Raw genomic sequence first — 19,704 nt, 5'->3', positions numbered from 1 at the left:
CTGTACACCTGCAACGGGCATACGCCCGGAGAACAATAAAAGGTAAGAACTGATATGGATGAAAACATCGATGTACTGATTATTGGCAGCGGCCCGGTGGGCGCCGCCTTTGCCCGCCGAATTGCCGATCGCAGCGCCGCGCGGATCCTGGTGGTGGAGGCTGGCGAAGCGCTGACCCCCGCGACCGGCGTCAATATCCGTAACCTGGCGCCTGAGCAGCGGGAAGCGGCGTACGCCAGCGCCCGGGCGTTTCCGCTGGCCGCCCTGCCGGAGAGCCTGCCGGCAGACGCTCTGCAGGCGCGGCCGGGCACCCACCTCCTCGACCCGGCGTCGCCCCACAGCGGCATGCCGGCTGCAGCGCTCTCCACTAACCTCGGCGGCATGGGCGTCCACTGGACCTGCGCCTGTCCGCGGCCGGGCGGCAGCGAAGTCATTCCTTTTCTCGATCCCCGAGAGATGGCTGACGCCTGGGAATCGGCAGAGCATTATCTGCAGGTGACCCGCGAAGGATTTCCGGCCACCGCCATCGGCCGGCAAATCGTCGATGCCCTTAACCAGCACTTCGCCAGCGACCGTCCCCCGGCGCGGCTGGCGCAGCCTATGCCGCTGGCCTGCGCCGCGACGCCGGAGGGCAAACCGCGCTGGTCCGGCGTCGACGCGGTGCTCGGCGAGCTGGCGGAGGAAGAGACCCGCCGCCAGCGCGGGGTGGAGATCCGCACCGCCACCCTGTGCACCCGGATCCTCAGCGAGAACGGCGTCGCCCGCGGAGCGGAGATGCGCGATCTGCGCAGCGGTGAACAGTACGTGGTGACGGCCAAAGCGGTGGTGGTCGCCGCCGATGCGCTGCGCACCCCACAACTGCTGTACGCCTCAGGCATCCGCCCGCGGGCGCTGGGCCGCTGGCTCAACGATCAGCCACAGGTGATCGCCCTGATTGAAGTGGACGCCCCGCCTGCCGTCGCCGCGCAGGCCAACCCGGTGCGCGACGGACGGGACAATGTCTCCGGCGTCACCTGGCTGCCGTTTCATGAGCCCGATTTCCCGTTCCACGGTCAGCTGATGCAGATGGATACCTCACCGATCGCCTTTACCCAGCCGCCGGGGAGCCCGACGAAGCCGGTGGTCGGTCTGGGGCTGTTTCTCGCTAAGGAGCTACGCGAGGAGGATCGGATCGTCTTCAGTGATAACACCGACGCCGTAGGGCTGCCGAAAATGCAACTGAACTATCAGTTAACCGACGGCGATCGCCGCCGGTTACAGCAGGCGGTGGCGGTGACCGAACGCGTCGGCGTCGCGCTGGGCCGCGTGGCGCCCGGTGGAGAAGCCATTATCCTGCCGGCAGGCACCTCGCTGCACTACCAGGGAACCTGTCGCCTGGGAGAAGCAAACGACGGCAGCAGCGTGGCCGATCGTCACTCGCGGGTCTGGGATTTTCACAATCTGTACGTCGGCGGCAACGGCGTGATCCCCACCTCAACCGCCTGCAACCCGACGCTGACCAGCGTCGCCCTGGCGATCCTTGCCGCGGATGATATCGTGGCGCGGCTGCTGTAGCGCCTCTGGCTTACCGGGGTAAAAGCGGCCCTGGTTCCCCGCGAAAGGCGACATCGGTCGCCTTTTTTATTGCCGCAAAACCACAACAACTCAATGGTATTTTTGTTTGTGATGGATCACATACGTAATCACAATTTTTCCCCGCGCCGTTCCTGCTCCTACTCTTAAATCCGCGGCGATTCCCGCCGCCACCTGTATCCCTGACCTGCATACTAAAAAACCGCGCCACCGCCGACGACAGGCGACCCGCGCGATAAAAGGAGAACGTCGTGAGCCATAGCCTGAATCCGCCCCACGCGCCGCAAGCCGGCGCGATCCAGGGCATCATCATCGCCCTGACCGCCTTTCTACCCATCCTGGCGATCGTTTCCCTGGCGCCGGCGGTCCCGACGCTGATCCAGCACTTCGCCGGCGTGCCTTATGTCGAAACCCTGGTACCGCTGATGCTCACCGCGCCCGGTCTGGTGATCGCCATCGCCGGGCCCTGCACCGGCTGGCTGGCGGATAAATTTGGCCGCCGTAAACTGCTGCTCAGCGCCACGCTGCTGTATGGCATCTGCGGCACAATGCCGCTCTACATCACCTCCCTGACCGGCATCTTTTGCAGCCGCCTCGGCGTCGGACTGGCGGAGGCGGTAGTGCTGACCATCGCTAACACCATGCTGATCGATTACTTTGACGACAAACAGCGCCGCTTCTGGCTGACGGTGCAGGGGGTAATTGGCCCGGCGCTGGCGGTGCTGGTGCTGGCCAGCTCCGGCTATCTGACCGCCCTGCGCTGGAACGGCGCCTTTATGATCTACTTTGTCGCCATCCTGTTGTTCCTGGCGATGTACTTCTGGATGTTCGAACCGGCTCAGGCGGCCCGTCCGCAGCACGCTGCCCAGGCGGCGCAGCATAATCAGTTTCCGTGGCCGCGAGTGATCACCCTCAGCGTGCTGACGTTTGTCTGCGCCATCATTTATTACGTGTACACCATCAATGGCGCCAACGCCTTTCATACTCTGCAAAATGCCACTCCGCAGCGTATCGGCCTGATTATGTCGCTGGTCAGCCTCGCCGTACCTGTCGGTTCGCTGCTGTTCGGTCTGGTCTCCCGCCGCTATACGCCGGAGCGCGTGCTCGCCATCATGCTCTGCCTGATGGGGATCGGGATGCTGGTGGTGGGCGAATCGCGGACGGTGATCGCCATGGGGATCGGCTCCGCCATCCAGCAGCTGGGGGCCGGAATGGCGATTAACGCGATGATTTACTGGGTAGGGTCGCTGATTCCGCCCGCCTACTGCGGCCGGGCGATGGGCGCCTGGTCCGGGGCCTTCTTCGCGGGCATGTTCGTCAGCCCGATTATTGTCGGCGCGATCCGCCTTCGGGCCGGGAACGATGTGCTGAGCGCCTTCCTGACGCTCGGCATCGCGGCGCTGGTTCTGGCCGCCGCGATATTTCTTTATACCTTCTCCCGTCATAGCCAGCGCCTGCGTCAGCATAAGCAGGCCAGCGCCTGGCAGTTAGCGAAGTAAGATCCCGCGGCTTAGCCGGCCTCGACGGGGGTGACCAGATAGCTCAGACACATCATGCCCAGATGGCGTTTGAGCTGTTCCCAGTCGCCCTCACCGGCAGCTTCTGCCGCCGACCCCAGGCCGAGGAAGCGGGCCAGCGCGGCATACGAAACCGTAAAGCAGAAGCGGGCGGCCTGTTCCGGCTCGGGGTGGCGGATCTCCGCCGCGGCATCGAGCAGCTGGTCGATAAAGGTCTGTTCGTTTTTCTGATAAGCGGCTTTACCAATCCCCGCCACGCGCTCATCATCCGCCCGCGCCATAAACGGCCGCAGGATCCCGGCATGGCGGCGCAGATACTCCGCCTGGACATCCATCAGCGCCGGAAGCCGCTGGCGCAGCGGCAGATTGCGTGCGTGCAGCTGCTGGATCAGTTGCTGCCATTCGGCGTCCAGCTCCTGCATCACCTCCATCATGACGGCGATAAACAGATCTTCTTTGCCGCCAAAGCGGGCATAAATCGAGCCGACAGAAACGCCCGAGCGTTTACTGATTTCAGCAATGGTCAGCAGCTCAAAGGTGCCTTCATGCAGGATTTCACGGCTGGCGGCCATCAGCCGCTCCAGCGCCACCCGGCTCCGGTCCTGTTTCGGCTGGCGCATCGCGGGAAGATCGGTCATCGCAGTTCTCACCTCTTTATCCATAGAAAACCCCCGCAGTGTATTGCAGTTAGCAACCGCGCTGCAAATTACCCGCCCGACTCACCTGTGGGCCATGTGGCAAAAGTGTGATGGCGGTCATTTTCATTCTTTGATAAACAACTAGAATCATAATTCTAGTTCCATTTAATAATAACAACCACCACACAACCCAGGAGTTGCTATGCGTTTCTCTGTTTTCCTCGTCGGCCGTTCCACTGCCCCCGAGCAGGATCGTTTCGTGATGCAGTCACTGATCGATCACGCGCGCCAGGCCGAAGATCGCGGTTTCGATGCGGTCTTTATGCCAGACCATCACTTTACCGGCTATGCGCCGATGTCCAGCGATCCGTTTGTCTTCGCCGCATACCTGGCGGGACAGCTGAAAAAGATCCACTTTGGCATGTCAGTCACCACCGTCCCGCTGCACCACCCGGTGCGCTTCGCCGAGCGCGTTAACCTACTGGATCAACTCACCGAAGGCCGCCTGCTGGTGGGCATCGGCAGCGGCACCACGCCGGAAGAGATGATCGGCTTTGGCGTGAACTACAAGGACGCCTCCAGCCTGCTGCAGGAGAACCTCGATCTGGTCCAGCGGCTGTGGGAGAAAAACATTGAAGACGATCCGATCATCTTCGAGACCGGCCACTATAAGGGCGCGGTGGTCCAGCGCATTGTTCCTGCCCCCTGGCAAAAACCGTTTAACCGCATCATGCCGGTGGCCCTGCGTGAAACCAGCATGCAGCGCGCCGCCGACAACGGCTGGCCGGCCTTTATACCCGCGTTTACTCCGCCGATCCCGGCCAGCAACGATCCGTTTGGCCAGCTGACCCACTATTTCACCCGCTACCGCGATGCCCTGCTCAACGCCGGCCATAGCGACGAGGTGGTGAACCACTGCCTCTCGTGGACCACCCATACCTGGCAGTGCGTCCATATCGCCCCCACCGACGAGCAGGCCCGCGAGGAGATGCTGCAGATCATGGGCTGGTACCAGCAGGCCATCGACCGGGAATATGAGTACAACAAGCGGGCGGAAGAGTTTAGCGGCGTTACGCTGCACCGCCATCCGGACTGTTTCAGCGAAGAGTGGATCAAAACCTGGTGCCTGTACGGCAGCCCGGAGACCGTCGCCGAAGAGCTGGAACGCCACCAGCAGCTGGGCATCGGCAACGTGCTGCTCGGCTTCACCAACGGCCCGCTGACCGAGGAGCGCCTGCGCCTGAGCCAGCAGTCGATCTCGTTGTTCGCGGACCAGATCCTGCCGCGCTTTCGCTAATCCGACCGGGAGATCCTGCTATGAATAAGCCTGTTTTCTCGCGCCCGCCGCTGCTGATCGGTATCGGCGGCACTACCCGCCCGGGCTCCAGCACCGAGCGCGCCCTCGCCGCCGCGCTGGCCCATGCCCGCACGCTCGGCGCGCAAACCCAGCTGTTCGGCGGCGCTGAACTGGCGGCCCTGCCGCCGTTTAACCCGGAAGTGACCACCCGCACGCCGCAGGAGGTAGCGTTTGTGGAAGCCGTGCGCCAGGCCGACGGCATTCTGCTGGCCTCGCCGGGCTACCACGGCGGCGTGTCTGGCCTGGTGAAAAACGCCATCGACCTGCTGGAAGATTTGCGCGGCGACAGCCGGGTCTATCTCGATGGCCGGGCGGTGGGCTGCATCGTTACCGCCGCCGGCTGGCAGGGGTGCAACACCACCCTCGGCGCCATGCGCGGTATCGTTCATGCCCTGCGCGGCTGGCCGACCCCGCTGGGGGTAACCCTCAACACCGCCGGCGTGTCGCTGTTCGACAGCGAGGGCCGCTGCACCGACGACGCGGTCCAGCGCGCGCTGGCCACCGTAGCCGAACAGTCGCTGGCCTTCACCCCTGACGCCCTCTTACGGAGACATGCCGATGCCTGCGCTCAGTCTGTCGCTTAGCGTTGCCGAAAAAGTACGGCTCACCGCCGGGATGGGGATGTGGTCTACCCACCCTATCCCGCACTCCACGCTGGGATCGGTCACCTTGTCCGATGGCCCGATGGGGATCACCGGCGGCCGGGTTGACGAGCGGGATATTGCCCTGCTCAGCCCCTGCGGGCTGGCGCTTGGCGCCAGCTGGGACCGCCAGCTGGTCAGCCGGGTGGGCGGCGTCATCGGTCAGGAGGCGCTGCGCACCGGGACGCAGGCGCTGCTGGCGCCTAACCTGAACCTGTTGCGCAGCCCCCTTGCCGGCCGCGCGTTTGAGCTTTTTGGCGAAGACCCGCGGCATATCGCCGAGCTGGGCGCGGCGTGGATCGACGGCGTTCAGCGCCAGGGAGTGGGCTGCATCGTCAAACATATGGTCTGTAACGATTCAGAAACCGATCGGCGGACCATGAACGTGGTCGTCGATGAAGCCACCCTGCGCGAAGTCTATTTCTGGCCGTTCGAAGTGGCGGCCAGCCGCGGTGTCTGGGGCATGCTGACCGCCTATAACCGGGTGAACGGGATCTATTGCGCCGAGCAGCATCAGGCCATCAGCCAGTGGCTGAAGCGCGATCTCGACTGGAACGGGCTGGTGATGTCCGACTGGTTCGGCACCCAGAATGGCCCGGCCAGCTTCCGCGCCGGACTGGATCTGGAGATGCCGGGCCCGGCCCGCCATATGGGCGACCACCTGCTGCCTGCGCTGATGGATACCGACAGCGATGCCCGGCGTCTCGACGATGCCGCCGCCCGGCTGGCGCGGCTGGCCGAACGGGTCAGCCATCCTCTGCCGTGGGATGGCTCTGCGGCCGCCCAGGCGCAGCGGTGCCACACGCTGGAGGAAGCCGCGGCGGCGGGGTTTGTCCTGCTGCACAATCGCCAGCGGCTGCTGCCTCTCGACGCGCAGGCGGGACAGCGGCTGGCGGTGATGGGTCCCAACGCCACGACGCCCTGCTTCCAGGGCGGGACCTTTGCCAGAGTGGCGCTGATGCCGGGACTGATCTCCCCCCTGGAGGCCATTCGTCAGCGCTTCTCCGCCGCCGGGGTTGAGATAAGCTATGCCCAGGGGGTGGAGAGCGATTACCGCATCCCGCCTCTGCATCATCTGCCGCTGCGCACCGCCGCCGGCGAACGCGGACTGGACGTTGCCTACGCCACCGCCGCCGGGGAGGTGGTTCACCGGGAGGTGCGCGATGCCTCCTCGCTGATCTGGTTTCGCGATATGCCGGGCGTCGGCGACATGCTGCGCCTGACCGAACGCGCCACCGTGACAGTAAGCTGCCAGTTCACCGCGCCGGTCAGCGGCCGCTACGGCTTCTGGATCGGCGGCACCGGGGAGGTCGCCCTGCAGCTGAACGGCGAACGCGTGGCGACCTTCAATGGCGAGGCGCTGGACGGGGATATCATGGGCAAGCTGATGCAGGCCCCCCATACTCGCCTTGAATTTCCGCTACAGGCCGGGGAATCCCTGACCTTCCGGGCCGAGATGGCGCTCGGTAGCAGTATCGCCCACGGCATCTGGTTTGGCTGCCAGCCCCCGCAAACCATCGATCTGCTGCAGCAGGCGGTCGACCATGCCCGGGCGGCCGACAGCGTGGTGCTGGTGATTGGCGAAACGGCCGATGCCGGTCTGGAGAGCATCGACCGCGACGCCACCGCGCTACCGGGGCATCAGGTTGCCCTGATCCGCGCCGTCTGCGCGGCGAACCCGCGGACGGTGGTGGTGCTGAACGTTGCCCATCCGGTGGATACCGGGTGTCTCGCCGACGCGGCGGCGGTGATGGTCGTCTGGTATCCGGGCCAGGAGTTTGGCCCGGCGCTGGCCTCGGTGCTGGCCGGGGATCGTGAACCTGGCGGTCGCCTGCCGGTCACCTTCGCCCAGCGCCTGGATGACTATCCGGTACGCAGCCTGACGCCGGACGCCGCGGGCGACCTCTGGTATCACGAGCGCCAGCAGGTCGGCTATCGCTGGTTTAGCGCCCGCGAACGTCCCGCCGCCTGGGCCTTTGGCCACGGTCTGGGGTATGCCGATATCACCCTCAATGCCGCCGCACTGACAGGCGACGAGGTGGACGGGCTGCAGCTGCGCTGCCAGTTGCAAAACCGCGCCGCCCGCGACGGGAAAGCGGTGGTCCAGCTCTACCTGCGGGGGCCGCAGACGGCGTGGTCGGCGCTGGCGGAGTTTGCGGCAGTCAGCGTCCCGGCGCACGACGAAGCCACCCTGACCCTTGACCTGCCGCGTCACGCGCTGCAGCGCTGGCAGGTGCCTGCCCAGGAATGGCAACTGGCCAGCGGCCCCTGGCAGCTGGCGGTGGGTTTCGCCAGCGACGATATCCGGGCAACCTTCGATTTCGTACTGACCCCCGACGGGAAAATCAGCCACCGGGGCTAAACCCGGATCGATGGCAAAGAGGGTCGGCAACGTGCCGACCCTCTTTTTTTGTCCATCCGCCAACCGGTTCGCGAAAAAAACCGCCCGGCGGCAGCGTACCGGCGGGCGGGGTTAAAATCCTCAGGTGGTCTGTGGTCAGAAGTTCCAGTACATGGAGGACTGCCAGAGAACCGCCGACTCATGCTTCGGTACCAGCGTCGGGTTATCCTGCCAGGTGATACCGTTGATCCAGTAAATGCCTTTGGTCAGGCGCAGAGCGTGCGACAGGGAGATGGCGTTGATGCTCTGCGGCGCCTCCATCCCGGCCTCGCCGACATAATCGCGGAACTTTTTACTGATAAAGGAGCGGGTATAGCCCAGCGAGGTCATATCCTGCTCGCGGCCGGGAAACAGGCCGATATCAAAGAAGGTGACCTGGAAGTCGCTGGTGTAAGCGTTGCGATCGTCCGGAGCATAGTCCGCTTTCACATCAAGATACAGCCCCAGCGGAAGCCCTTTTTTCGGCTGGGTCAGCTGCACAGTGTTGGCGACATAGAACGCGTAGTTACTGCTGCTGTCGCCGGGCTGGTCAAAATACTGGTAATGCGAGGTGTTGTAGATTGCCCCGGCGCGGAACCACAGCGAGCGCTGCGACTCGCCCGCCGGCTGCTTAAAGCCAAACTCATCCACCAGGATCGGGTTGGCGCCATCAACGTGCCATTTCAGGCCCGAGGGGTTCTGCTCCACGTCGTCGAGGTGCCCGGCAGGCGACATACTGCGGCTGACGGCAAAGTTGTTATAAAACTTCTTTTCGCTATCGCGGACGATGGCGGTGAAGGTCGGCGTCGGCGCGTTGAGACTGATCCCCACCTGCACCGGGATCACGCTGGTCGGCCCCAGCGCGGCTGAAGAAGAGTTGCCCCCCAGCACCATGCCGTAAAACTGGCGAATTAACGGATAAAAACCATATTGCAGCTCCAGCTGGCCGTTTAATAAGGGTTGGTTCACCGCCAGCACCGCAATATTATGCAGCTCCGGATAACTGTCATGATAATTCGAGGTCGCCCACTGGGGAGAGAAAGTAAATTGCGCGTCTTTAGTAAACCCAATTCGGCTTAAATCGTAGGTGACGTTCAAAGACATATTTTGCGACCAGGTAAAACTTTGCCCGGCATATTGTTGCGGGTCGGCGGACTGGCCTTTCAGATCGTACATCACCATCGGGTTCCAGCTTAACTGAACGCCCCAGCCGCGGTCGGCCAGCGCGCTGCGAAAGCCGCCAATATCGCCGATAAGCGATTCGCAGGTCGACGGAGGGCTGACGACCTGCGCGGAGCGGGTATTCAGTTTATCCAGTTGCTCACAGGTCCAGGTATCCGCCAGCGCGGTACTGGAGAATATCGCCAGCGTCAGCGCCGAAAGGGGAAAAATTATTTTCTTACTTACGTCGGTACAGCAGAGACTCATAATAAACCCTCATTTTTATTTTTTGCAGGTAAGATGCGCCATATCGTGAAAAATAAATTCGTCACAATACGTTTATTAACAGGGATTAATTAGGCTGAAAGTTAACGCTAAATAAGGTGTAGGCTTTTTTAAATAATAACCTCCCGTTCCCGCCGGGAGGCCAGCGGGCGTATGGTGATATCTTCGTCAGGTGAAATTAGCGGGCCAGCGCGCGGCGGCCCCCCATCCGGGCGCTGGCGATGCCCGTCATACCGGCGATAGCCAGCGTCAACAGCGCAAACCACAGCAGGCTGTGCTGCAGGCTACCGGTAACGCCATTCAGCATGTTCATCAGTACTGGACTGATGAACATGCCGAGGAAAAAGAAGGTATGCCAGATGCCGATCCCCGTCGCGCGGTGCGGCGCCGGCAGGGTCTTCATCATCCAGGCCAGCATCAGGGGGATCAGCATTCCGTTACCGATTTGCGCGACGAACCCGGCCGCCACGCCGGCCAGCGGATTGCGGGCCACAGCGATAAACAACAGGCCGAAACCAAAAATGGCGTAAAACAGCAAAAACTGCCTGTCGATACGCTGCTTCGCGCTGCGGCCATACAGCCAGGCCCCCAGCGGCACCCCCACCCCAGCCATGGCGGTAGCGATGCCGATCTGGCTACTGGAGGTCAGCCCGAGCTGACTGAACACCAGGCTTATCTGCAGCGGCTCGAGAAAGTAGAGGATTGCGCTGCCAAGGGTAATCAGGCCGATCGCCGCCATTTTGCGCCGCGGAAAAGCGACGCCCTTCTCGTCAGCGATATTGTCCGCGCGATGGCGGAGTGCCGGTTCAGCGGTGAACAGACACAGGCCGATAAAGACCGGGATCGCCAGGGCATACAAATAGATCGGCCCATACCAACCCAGGGTTCCCAGCAGGCCAGCGCCCAGCACAATCAGCGTCGACAGTACCGACCCCATGCCGCTCTGCACCGCCAGCCATTTACTGCGCGCCTCGCCGGCAAAGTAGTCGCCAATCAGCGCATTGGCGGTGGTGAGGATAAAAGCGTCGGCGATGCCCATCACCAGCCGCGCCAGCAGAATGGTATGCAGATCGTCGAGCATCACCGGTAGCAGGCCAAACACCGCGTACACGCCGGTGGCGGCGATCAGCAGACGGCGACGACTCAGGCGATCGCCCACCATTCCGGCCAGCGGCGCCAGCAGCGCCATGCTCACCGCCGGTAAGGTGATGATCATCGGCACCAACAGCTGAGCGTGCGGCTGCGCGGCAAAATGGCCGAACAGGATCGGCATCACCGGCAGCATGGTCAACGTCCCCATGATCGGCAGCAGGGCCGCCAACATCAATAACATCGCCTGTACGACCCCCGCCTCGCGCGGGGTTGCTGAAACCTTGTGCATCACCATTTTCCGCTCTCCGTCACTGCCCTTTATTTAGAATATGAATTACAGTTCTATTTTTTTATCGATAAAGAAAGGCGTTTTGCGCCCCGGCATACTGGCTGACAACGCATTAGCGAACTCAGCACACATACCGTTCTACCCTACCGGATGCAGGTGGCGTGGACTGCGATTGCTATCACAATTAACACAATACATTCACATTAAATTAACATAACCTTCCGTAGTTTCAGGCGTCGACAATCGCCACCGCGCGGATAAACCCGGCCGAACCGCGGCGGATCTTGTAGGGAAAGCAGCTCACCCAGAAGCCGTAGTCGGGAAGCTGCTCCAGGTTGCTCAGCTTCTCCATTTGCCCATAGGCGATCTCCCTGCCGGCTTTATGCCCCTCCCAGATCAGCCCGGCGTCGCCGCTGGCCTGAAAGCGTTCGCGGGTAAAGTGGAAGGGTGCATCCCAGCTCCAGGCGTCGGTGCCAACAACCCGCACGCCCTGCTCCAGCAGCCACAGCGTCGCCGCCCGACCAATACCGCAGCCGCGCTGGAGATAGTCCGGCTGGCCGTAGCGGGCGCCGGCTGCGGTATTGATTAACACGATATCCAGCGGCGACAGGCAATAGCCTATCCGCGCCAGCTCGCGCTGCAGATCCTCCGGCTGCAGGATCGCCCCGTCGGCGACGTGGCGGAAATCCAGCCGGACGCCGGGGCGCATGCACCACTCCAGCGGCAGCTCATCGATGCCAAACGCCGGTTCGCCGCCGTTGGTGGTCGAGCTGTAGTGCCAGGGGGCGTCCATATGGGTGCCATTGTGCGGCGTCACGGTCAGGCGCTCGGAGGCCCAGGCCTCCTCTCCCGGCATCTGCGATTTTTCCAGTCCCGGGAACATCGCCGCCATTTCCGGCCACCCCTGCTGATGATCCTGATATTCAATGTTCGGCAGCAGCGGCGGCGGATCGGTCCAGGGATTGTTGTCCAGGGTGACGGAAAGATCGACCAGCCGACGCCCTTGTAAAAGATTGATCATGGTTTACTCCATTAACATCACAACGTGTTGATCCAGCACGCCAAACAGCGGCCGGCCATCGGGGGCGTGGGCTGCCATCGTCACCCGCTCCCCTGGGGACAAAAACGGCGTACGCGGTTCACCATGGGCCAGCATCTCCATGGCCCGCACCTCGGCGATACAGCTGGCGCCGCGGCTGGCGTCCGGCCCGGACACCGTGCCGGAGCCCACCACCGTCCCGGCGCGCAGGCGGCGGGTCTGCGCCGCATGGGCAATCAGTTCGCCAAAATGGAAATGCATGTTACTGCCTGACTGGCAGCCAAACGGCTCGCCATTGCGCATCACCTGCAGCGTCAGCGCCACCCGCCCATGCTGCCAGGCCTCCCCCAGTTCATCCGGGGTAAGGGCCACCGGCGCAAAAGCCGAGGCGGGTTTGGCGTGAATAAAACCAAACCCGGTCTGCATCTCGCGCGGCGCCAGCGCCCGCAGACTGATATCGTTGAGCAAGACGATCAGGCGGATATAGCTCAGTGCCTGCTGCGGCGAGCAGCCCTGCGGCACCTCGTCGACCACCACCGCGAATTCGCCCTCAAAGTCGAGGCCATCCTCGACCCGGCGGCAGCTTATCCCGGCGTGAGGGGGAAGAAAGTCGTCCCCGCTGCCCTGATACATCAGCGGCGTCTGGTCGGCGCCGGCAATCGGCGGCAGATGAAAGGCCCGCTGCATGCGCTCGCCATGGCTGAGGAAGGCCGATCCATCCAGCCACTGCCAGGCGCGGGGCAGCGGCGCCAGCAGACGCCAGGGATCATAGGGTTGTGCCGCCGGGTAGCGGCGCGCATTGAGCGCCTGATAGCGCGCCTGCAGCGCAGGCCAGACGCGCGGGGCCAGCTCCAGCGCCTGCTGGAGCGTCGGAGCGATATCCGCCGCATCGGCCATCAGCGTCAAATCACGCGAGACCACCACCAGGCAGCCGTCGCGTTCACCGTTATCTCGTGTTGCCAGTTTCATGATCTGCCTCCTCCTGCAGACAGAGCCAGCCGTCGGCGTCCACGTCGCCAGCCAGCGGACTCAGACGTTGGCCGGCGCAGGCGCCCTGCACGCAAAGGCCGCTGTCCGGCATAAAAATCGCCCCGTGGGCGAAGCAGACCAGCCGGTCGCCCCGGGCGTTGAGAAAAGCGTCCTGCCGCCAGTTCATCGGGGTATCCAGATGCGGACAGCGGTTGCGCCACAGATAGAGTGTCCCCTGATAGCGGCAGGCAATCACCGTCGCCTGCCCGCTGCCCGTAGGGTCAAATCCCCGCGCCTGGCCCTCGGCCAGGCTGTCGGCACGGCACAGACGAACCATCAGCGGGCGTTATCCGGACCGGGGGCCCACTTCTCACGATACCCCAGCAGGAAATATTGCGAGTTATCGGCCCCCGGCAGCGCTTCGCGCGGCTGCCAGTGGTCGTCGTGCTGATCCATATCGGCGTCATATTCGATATGACACCCGAGCGGGCTGTTGAAGTACCAGAACCAGTTCGATCCCAGCTGATGGCGCCCCGGCCCCCAGAAGGTCTGATACCCCTTCTGCTGAAAGCGGCTACCGGCCATCATCAGCTCGGTTGGGCCGCCGAGATGGAAGGTAAAGTGTTCAATACCGGTCATAAACGGCGGAGCCTGGATCAGAAACAGGGTATGGTGATCCTGGGTGCCGGCGGGCCGCAGGAAGGGGCCGACGTGGGTGAAGCGATCGGTACAGACAAAGCCCAGCCGTTGATAGAAGGCTTCAGCGCGCGCGGCGTCCGGCACAAAATAGACCACATGGGAAAGCGAACGCGGCTCTGCCGCCATGTCTGCGCTGGCCCCGGTCTGGTTGACCGGCCGCCCGGCGTGATCCCCCGGGGCATTGATTTTCTCCCCTTCCCGCTGCAGCGGCTGGCGCTGGCTGACGCGAAAACCAAGGGCAAAGCCGGCATCATCGACGCAGCGCAGTACGCCGTCGGCGCCAAGCTTCACCTCACGATCGCGGCGCAGCGTCTCGGCAATCGCCTCCAGCGTGGCGCTATCCGCCACGCCATAGACGGTTTCCCGCAACTGACTGCCGCTGGGCAGCGCCGCGGGCAGCGACGGATCGTCACGCTCCCGCAGCAGCACCCCGGTACCATCCAGCGCGCTAAAAAAACCGTTCTCCTGCTCGCGTAAACCGTAGTCGAGAAGAAATTGCCGGCAACCCGCCAGGTCATCGACGCCAAATACCAGATAATCCGGACCAAGAATATTCATCGCGGTTGTTCCTTATGCGTGTTCAGGCCACCCGGCCGCCGAGGGTTTCCGCCACCCAGTCAGCGATGTAGTGCCCGGCGTTAATCGAGTTGTCGAAGCTGGAGTGCTGCACACCGCCCTCGCGGTCAGTGAAAATTTTCAGCTCGCGGCGCGGGCTGTTCACCAGTTGGTCGTAGGTGCGCTGCGCCCATTTCACCGGGATCTGCGAGTCCTTTTCACCATGGGTGACGAGGAAAGGCACCCGTATGCGGTCGAGTACGCCGTCGAGATGGACGTTCTCCGCAAGGCGCATAAAAGCGTCGATATCCTCGCCGCCCCAGACCCAGCGCACGTGCTGCCAGTAGTGCGGTACCGGAAAATCCCCTTCGCGTTCGCGGCGGCGCTGCTGCACCTCACGCCAGTCGTGATTCGCCCCCCACACCACGCCGCAGGCGAAGCGCGGCTCAAACGCCACCGCCCGCGGGCAGTAATAGCCGCCCAGCGAGACGCCTTCCATGCCGATGCGCCCGGCATCCACCTCCGGGTGCTGCTCCAGCCAGTCAACGATCCGGCTGGCCCAGTGCTCGCTGTCATAGCGGGCCTTCATGTCGTGAAGACGCAGCGCTTCGCCGGTTCCCGGCTGGTCGACCACCAGCGAGGAGACCCCGCGCTGCGCCAGCCACTGCGGTAATCCCACCAGATATTTCATCTCTTTGGTGGAGTCGAGACCGTTGACCTGCACCAGCAGCGGCGCGCGGCCGGTCACCCCTTCGGCGCGGACGTAGAGTGCCGACAGGGTTTTGCCCTCGTAGGGGATGGTTACCCGCTGACAGTTGGCATGGGTATGGTGCAGCCCGGCGGCAAAGACATCGAGAAAGCGGCGGTACAGCGCATCGCGGTCCGGTGCGCCATGCGCCTGCAGACGTTCGCAGGTCAGGTAATAGTTGGCCGCCCGGAGATACTTCTCTCCCGCCGACAGCCGCCGTCCTCGCGCTTCATCTTCGCCCGCCAGCGCGCATAATTTATCGGCCATGCGGGACCAGGTTTCCCGGAACGCGCGGGTGCCTTCGGCGTCGGGATGCTCGGACGCAGCCAGCAGCGGCGCGCACATCTCTTCGATCTCACCGATGCGGGCGCCCATCTCGATGGAGAGATCCACCGACAGGTTCCAGACATAGTTTTTAGGGAAATAGCGAAACATAGGGTCATCCTTCAACATTCAGTCGCAGTCGCTTTAGCGCAGGCACTGTCACATAAAGCACCTGCGGGCGACCAATCATGTCTCAGGATGTCAGGTATCGACGGGAGCAATACCCGTGGGTTAGCGTGCGCTGGCGACGATTTTTGCCTTCAGCCAGCCGAAGATAGGATCGTTATCCAGCGAGCGGTGCCAGCCGATAAATTCGCGCATCATCGGCAGGGTCACCGGGACCGGGAAAAGACGCAGCGGCAGCATCGCCGCGTACTGCTCCGCCAACCGCCGGTGCAGCGTGGCGATCCGCGAAGTGCCGATCAGCAGCTGCGGAACGCAATGGTAGCTGTGAGTCACCACCTCGATACGACGACTTAGCCCCGACTCGGCAAACAGATTGCCCTCCAGCCCCGGCTGCCGCTCACGGCCAAAGACCACCGACACATGCCCCAGCTGTTGCCAGGCGTCGAGGGTCAGCATCTCGCCGGTGTGGGGATTGTCCGCCCAGGCCAGGCAGACAAACTCTTCGTCAAACAGCGCTTCGGCAGGATGGTCGGCGGCCATAAAACGTTCCGGCGCCACGATGATATCCAGCTCGCCGCGGTTGAGCATGCCGGTGGACTGGGCGTCAGGCGAGAAAAACTCAAAGGTCATACTCGGCGCTTCCTGATGTACCGCCTGCAGCGCATCCTTCAACATCACGTTGATCACGTAATCCGAGGCCATAATGCGAAAATGGCGCTTGCTGGTTGCCGGCTCATCCACCGGCCGGCGGGCAATAGAGGTCTGAATTTTCATCAGCACGTCGCGAACCGGCTCCCGCAGCTCTTCCGCCAGCGGCGTGGGCCGCATCTTTCTGCCCACCTGGGTGAGCAGGTCGTCCTCAAAGTAGGTGCGCAGCCGGTTGAGTACCCCGCTGGTGGCAGACTGGGTCATATGCAACCGGCCCGCCGCGCGCGTAATGTTCTGTTCATCCAGTAACACATCCAGTGCCACCAGTAAGTTCAGGTCAAGATGTTGATAACGCATGGGTCCCCCGGCGAGAAATGGCGTGCTTATCCTGTGGCTTAATTTAACTTTTCTGCAACTTTTTGTTTTCAATTTCCACGGCGATATTGTTTTTTGCGATAGCGATCATTCTTTATCGCGATTAGTCAGCGTGCCGCTCCGTTGGTTAACGTCCTGCTCTCTGTCCCCTTGAGAAAACACCTACGATGAATATCCATAACGCATTAATCGTTGGCGGCGGCATCGGCGGATTATGCACCGCCATCGCTCTCCGCCAGGCCGGTGTCGCCGTCGATGTGGTGGAGATCCAGCCGCAGTGGCGGGTCTACGGCGTCGGTATCATTCAGCAGAACAATGTTGTGCGCGAAATGCAGCGGCTTGGCGTGCTGGAACGCTATCTGGACGCCGCCTGGCCGTTTGACAGCGTCTCGGTGCATACCCTGAGCGGCCAGCAGTTAGCCAGCTTTCCCGGCGAGCGGCTGGCGGGCGAACAGTTCCCGGCCAACGTCGGTATCTCCCGCCTGGCCCTGCACCACGTACTCTGCTCCACCGCGCAGGAGCTGGGGGCCAGGCTGACCACTGGCGAGAGCATTGACGCCTTCCGTCAGCATGATGATGCCGTGGAGGTGAGCTTCAGCCGCGGCGGCGAGGGGCGCTACGATCTGCTGGTCGGCGCCGACGGGATCTACTCCCGGGTGCGCGGCATGCTCTACGGCGAGCGCTATCAACCTCGCTTTACCGGCCAGGGCGTGTGGCGCTACAACTTTCCGCGGCCGCCGGAGGTGGATCATCTGATGTGCTTTATGGGCGAGGGCTGCAATTGTGGGCTGGTGCCGCTGGGGGAAGATCTGATGTATCTGTTTATCACCTCCCATGAAGCGGATAACCCCCGCTACACCCGCGACCAGCTGGCGGCGGAGATGCGCCGCCGTCTGCCGCCCGGCGCGGGGTTACCGGGCAGCCTGCGCGAGCATATCGTTAACAACGACGAGGTCGTCTATAAGCCGCTGGAGGAGCTGTTCGTCGACGATCCCTGGTATCAGGGGCGGGTCGTGCTGGTGGGCGACGCGGTTCACGCTACCACTCCGCATCTCGGTCAGGGGGCGGGCATGGCGATTGAGGATGCCATCGTGCTGCGCGAAGCGCTGCAGCAGACCGACAGCGTAGCAGCCGCGCTGGCGCACTTTGACGCCCGCCGCCGGCCGCGCTGTCAGCAGATCTGGGCCGCCTCGCTGCAGGTGGGCGAGAGTGAGATCCACCGCGATCGCCATTTTAACCGCCAGCAGGCGATCAGCGATATGATGGCCCTGACGGCGAGGCCGATATAAGCCCTGCCCGGCCCCCTCCGCCGGCCACGCTGGCGGATTTTTCCCCCTTTCCCCAGACGCTAATCTCTTATCACCGAAGATATTCTTCCCGCGCAGCGTGATATTTGACACCTCTCCGCTCACATGGCTAAGGTATATTTCAGTTTTCCCCTTCATCATGGAAAGGAATATACGGATATGAATATTCTCTCGGCAGAGTTTTTCAAATATGCGATAGCGATTATCACGTTGATTATTCAGATTGTCGCCGTGCGTTCAGGTTGGGTATTTCCCAAAGATAAAATATTCACCTCGCGCAAAAATATCAGTGAATTCGCCGCCGCACTGCACAAAAATAGTGACGACCCCGATCTGCAACGGATCGCATACGAATATGGTATCGCCGCGCTGACCAAAGATAAAAACCTGACCATGGCGCAAAGAAAGATATTGTTGAAATGCAAAAATCCGGTCAGCGATATTGATAACTACAGTAAATGCCAGCATCTGATTTCGGTCAATGATGAGAAACGCATATTCAAATGGAAAAAATGGGGTTACCGCTTCTGGTTATACCGTAAGGCTGTCGAAGTCATCAGTCTGGTGCTCTATTTTATTGGCGGCTTCTTAACGGCGCTGCCTTTCCTGTATGAAGGCCTCGCCAGCCCGGCGGTGATTGACAGAATTAATCATTTATCGCGTCTGCAAAAATTGAGTATGGCGAGTTATCTGTTTGCCTGCGGGATTTGTCTGGCGCTGATCTGCCTGCACAAACTCTCCACCATCGCGATTGCGGAAAAAACCATTAAAGCGAATCGCTAACGACTGCGCTGCCCGGCGACCTGTCCACACCAGCGGCGCCTAACCCTGTGGATAACCTGGAGGCAGTTGCCTGGCAGCCGCAGCCCGGGCGGGCTACCGGCTACTGTTCGTTTTTTAAACAGGAGAAATGCCACCGCCGGGCTGCGCGCTGAGCGCCAGAGCCACCACCGCGACGGAGGGAAGCCCCTACCCCACTCAGTAATTCCACTTCGGCCGCGCCACCGTGTTTTTCTTCAACAGGTCGCGGAACGCTTTCAGGTAGGGCTCATTGCTGCGCCCGCGCTTACAGATAGCCGAGAACGGCGACTGAAAGCCAAACTCGTTGGGCAGCAGCACCCGCAGGCGGTTCTCTTTGATCCACGGCCAGGCGTAATGCTCCGGCAGATAGCCAATATATTTCCCCGAGAGGATCAGCAGCAGCTGGGCGTCGACGGTCTCGACGGTGGCGCTGCCTTTGCTGAAGCCCCGGCGGCGCAAATCGCTGGTGTTCCAGTAGCTGCGGGTCACCAGCGGGCACTGGCTGATCTGCTCTTTATCCAGCTGACGGCTGAAGAACATCGGGTGCAGATCGCTGCAGTAGAGCCAGTGCTGTTCGCGGTACAGCGGCTCGCTGATGATGTTATGCACCTGCGAGTTGTAGCTGCCGATGGCCAGGTCGATATGGTTGTTCAGCACGCCGTTCAGTTGCTCCGCCGGGGTGCGAATAATCAGTTTGATATGCACATGGGGAAATTTGTCGCTGAAGCTGCGCAGAACCACCGGCAGCGAGAGCGCCGTTTCGGTCTCGATGGAGTCGAGCGTCGAGATGCACAAGGTGCCGCTGTGCTCCCCTTTGAGCAGCGCCGACTGCCGCTCCAGCTCATTGAGTTCGCTCAGCACGCGGATCGCCTGCTGTAAAAACTGCTGGCCTTTCTCGGTCAGGGAAAAGCCGCCGCGCCCGCGCTGGCAGAGGGTGAAGCCAAGCTGTCCCTCCAGCTGCGACATGGCATTGCTGATGGCGGAGACCGAAATGCCCAGCTCCTGCTGGGCCCGGCTATAGCTCTCCAGGCGGGCCACCGCCTCGAAAACCTGCAGCTGTCGAATATTAAGGCTGGCGTCGTGATGCATCGTATTTAGTTCACCAATAAATGAACTGAGTATTTACGTCAGACGATGTAAAGTCCAGCGCGGGTTGCGCACTATCTCTCCTGTTACGTTTC

General features: G+C 62.2%; 17 protein-coding genes. 7 read left to right on the top strand and 10 right to left on the bottom strand.

Annotated elements, in window-relative coordinates:
* The first annotated feature begins 54 nt into the window (after positions 1-54).
* Together CW267_RS06070 and CW267_RS06065 are read left to right on the top strand one after the other, a co-directional pair.
* Complete coding sequence (locus CW267_RS06070; protein WP_012967407.1) at positions 55-1,554, top strand: GMC oxidoreductase; 1,500 nt, start codon at positions 55-57, stop codon at positions 1,552-1,554.
* A 269-nt stretch (positions 1,555-1,823) separates the two neighbouring features.
* The gene (locus CW267_RS06065; RefSeq protein ID WP_012967406.1) at positions 1,824-3,071 is read left to right on the top strand and encodes an MFS transporter; all 1,248 of its coding nucleotides are present in this window, start codon (positions 1,824-1,826) and stop codon (positions 3,069-3,071) included.
* A gap of 11 nt (positions 3,072-3,082) precedes the next feature.
* Here CW267_RS06065 and CW267_RS06060 read toward each other — a convergent pair whose 3' ends face one another.
* Complete coding sequence (locus CW267_RS06060; protein WP_012967405.1) at positions 3,083-3,727, bottom strand: TetR/AcrR family transcriptional regulator; 645 nt, start codon at positions 3,725-3,727, stop codon at positions 3,083-3,085.
* A 202-nt stretch (positions 3,728-3,929) separates the two neighbouring features.
* On the opposite strand from CW267_RS06060, the gene CW267_RS06055 reads away from it, so the two are divergent.
* Genes CW267_RS06055 through CW267_RS06045 form a run of 3 tightly spaced genes read left to right on the top strand, consistent with a single transcriptional unit; the run spans position 3,930 to position 8,087 of the window.
* The gene (locus tag CW267_RS06055) at positions 3,930-5,024 is read left to right on the top strand and encodes an LLM class flavin-dependent oxidoreductase (protein ID WP_014907086.1); all 1,095 of its coding nucleotides are present in this window, start codon (positions 3,930-3,932) and stop codon (positions 5,022-5,024) included.
* A gap of 20 nt (positions 5,025-5,044) precedes the next feature.
* Positions 5,045-5,668: an NADPH-dependent FMN reductase gene (locus CW267_RS06050; RefSeq protein WP_012967403.1), complete on the top strand. Its 624-nt coding sequence runs from the start codon at positions 5,045-5,047 to the stop codon at positions 5,666-5,668.
* Positions 5,643-8,087, top strand: a complete 2,445-nt coding sequence (locus CW267_RS06045) for a glycoside hydrolase family 3 protein (protein ID WP_100781487.1) — start codon at positions 5,643-5,645, stop codon at positions 8,085-8,087. The genes CW267_RS06050 and CW267_RS06045 overlap by 26 nt, the downstream gene beginning before the upstream one ends.
* 135 nt (positions 8,088-8,222) lie before the next feature.
* On the opposite strand, the gene CW267_RS06040 is transcribed toward CW267_RS06045, so the two are convergent.
* From CW267_RS06040 to CW267_RS06005, 8 genes are all read right to left on the bottom strand, one after another.
* Positions 8,223-9,533 (bottom strand): carbohydrate porin, encoded by a 1,311-nt coding sequence (locus CW267_RS06040; protein ID WP_023323147.1) that lies wholly within the window; start codon positions 9,531-9,533, stop codon positions 8,223-8,225.
* Positions 9,534-9,729: 196 nt separating this feature from the next.
* Entirely contained in the window at positions 9,730-10,932 is a 1,203-nt protein-coding gene (locus CW267_RS06035) for an MFS transporter (protein ID WP_223168617.1), read from the bottom strand.
* A 229-nt stretch (positions 10,933-11,161) separates the two neighbouring features.
* Positions 11,162-11,953, bottom strand: a complete 792-nt coding sequence (locus CW267_RS06030; RefSeq protein WP_012967399.1) for a cyclase family protein — start codon at positions 11,951-11,953, stop codon at positions 11,162-11,164.
* A gap of 3 nt (positions 11,954-11,956) precedes the next feature.
* The gene (locus tag CW267_RS06025) at positions 11,957-12,940 is read right to left on the bottom strand and encodes a fumarylacetoacetate hydrolase family protein (RefSeq protein WP_032731116.1); all 984 of its coding nucleotides are present in this window, start codon (positions 12,938-12,940) and stop codon (positions 11,957-11,959) included.
* Positions 12,918-13,277 (bottom strand): Rieske (2Fe-2S) protein, encoded by a 360-nt coding sequence (locus CW267_RS06020; protein ID WP_012967397.1) that lies wholly within the window; start codon positions 13,275-13,277, stop codon positions 12,918-12,920. The genes CW267_RS06025 and CW267_RS06020 overlap by 23 nt, the downstream gene beginning before the upstream one ends.
* Positions 13,277-14,197 carry a VOC family protein gene (locus tag CW267_RS06015; RefSeq protein WP_012967396.1) on the bottom strand — a complete coding sequence of 307 codons (921 nt, stop codon included), beginning with the start codon at positions 14,195-14,197 and terminating at the stop codon, positions 13,277-13,279. The genes CW267_RS06020 and CW267_RS06015 overlap by 1 nt, the downstream gene beginning before the upstream one ends.
* Before the next feature lie 22 nt (positions 14,198-14,219).
* The gene (locus CW267_RS06010; protein WP_012967395.1) at positions 14,220-15,377 is read right to left on the bottom strand and encodes an alpha/beta hydrolase family protein; all 1,158 of its coding nucleotides are present in this window, start codon (positions 15,375-15,377) and stop codon (positions 14,220-14,222) included.
* A 120-nt stretch (positions 15,378-15,497) separates the two neighbouring features.
* A complete protein-coding gene (locus CW267_RS06005; RefSeq protein ID WP_023298096.1) occupies positions 15,498-16,397 on the bottom strand; it encodes a LysR family transcriptional regulator in 900 nt (299 codons plus the stop codon).
* Positions 16,398-16,582: 185 nt separating this feature from the next.
* Between CW267_RS06005 and CW267_RS06000 the strand changes: the two genes are divergently transcribed.
* Positions 16,583-17,704, top strand: a complete 1,122-nt coding sequence (locus tag CW267_RS06000; protein ID WP_023298097.1) for an FAD-dependent oxidoreductase — start codon at positions 16,583-16,585, stop codon at positions 17,702-17,704.
* Positions 17,705-17,881: 177 nt separating this feature from the next.
* Positions 17,882-18,505: a hypothetical protein gene (locus CW267_RS05995; protein ID WP_012967392.1), complete on the top strand. Its 624-nt coding sequence runs from the start codon at positions 17,882-17,884 to the stop codon at positions 18,503-18,505.
* A gap of 195 nt (positions 18,506-18,700) precedes the next feature.
* Here the strand turns inward: CW267_RS05995 and CW267_RS05990 are convergent, their stop codons facing one another.
* Complete coding sequence (locus CW267_RS05990) at positions 18,701-19,612, bottom strand: LysR family transcriptional regulator (RefSeq protein ID WP_002914199.1); 912 nt, start codon at positions 19,610-19,612, stop codon at positions 18,701-18,703.
* Between the last annotated feature and the right edge of the window lie 92 nt (positions 19,613-19,704).

This window comes from Klebsiella sp. X1-16S-Nf21, assembly GCF_002837615.1.
GTDB classification, from domain to species: Bacteria; Pseudomonadota; Gammaproteobacteria; order Enterobacterales; family Enterobacteriaceae; genus Klebsiella; species Klebsiella variicola.
This window is presented reverse-complemented; position numbering and strand designations above follow the sequence as displayed.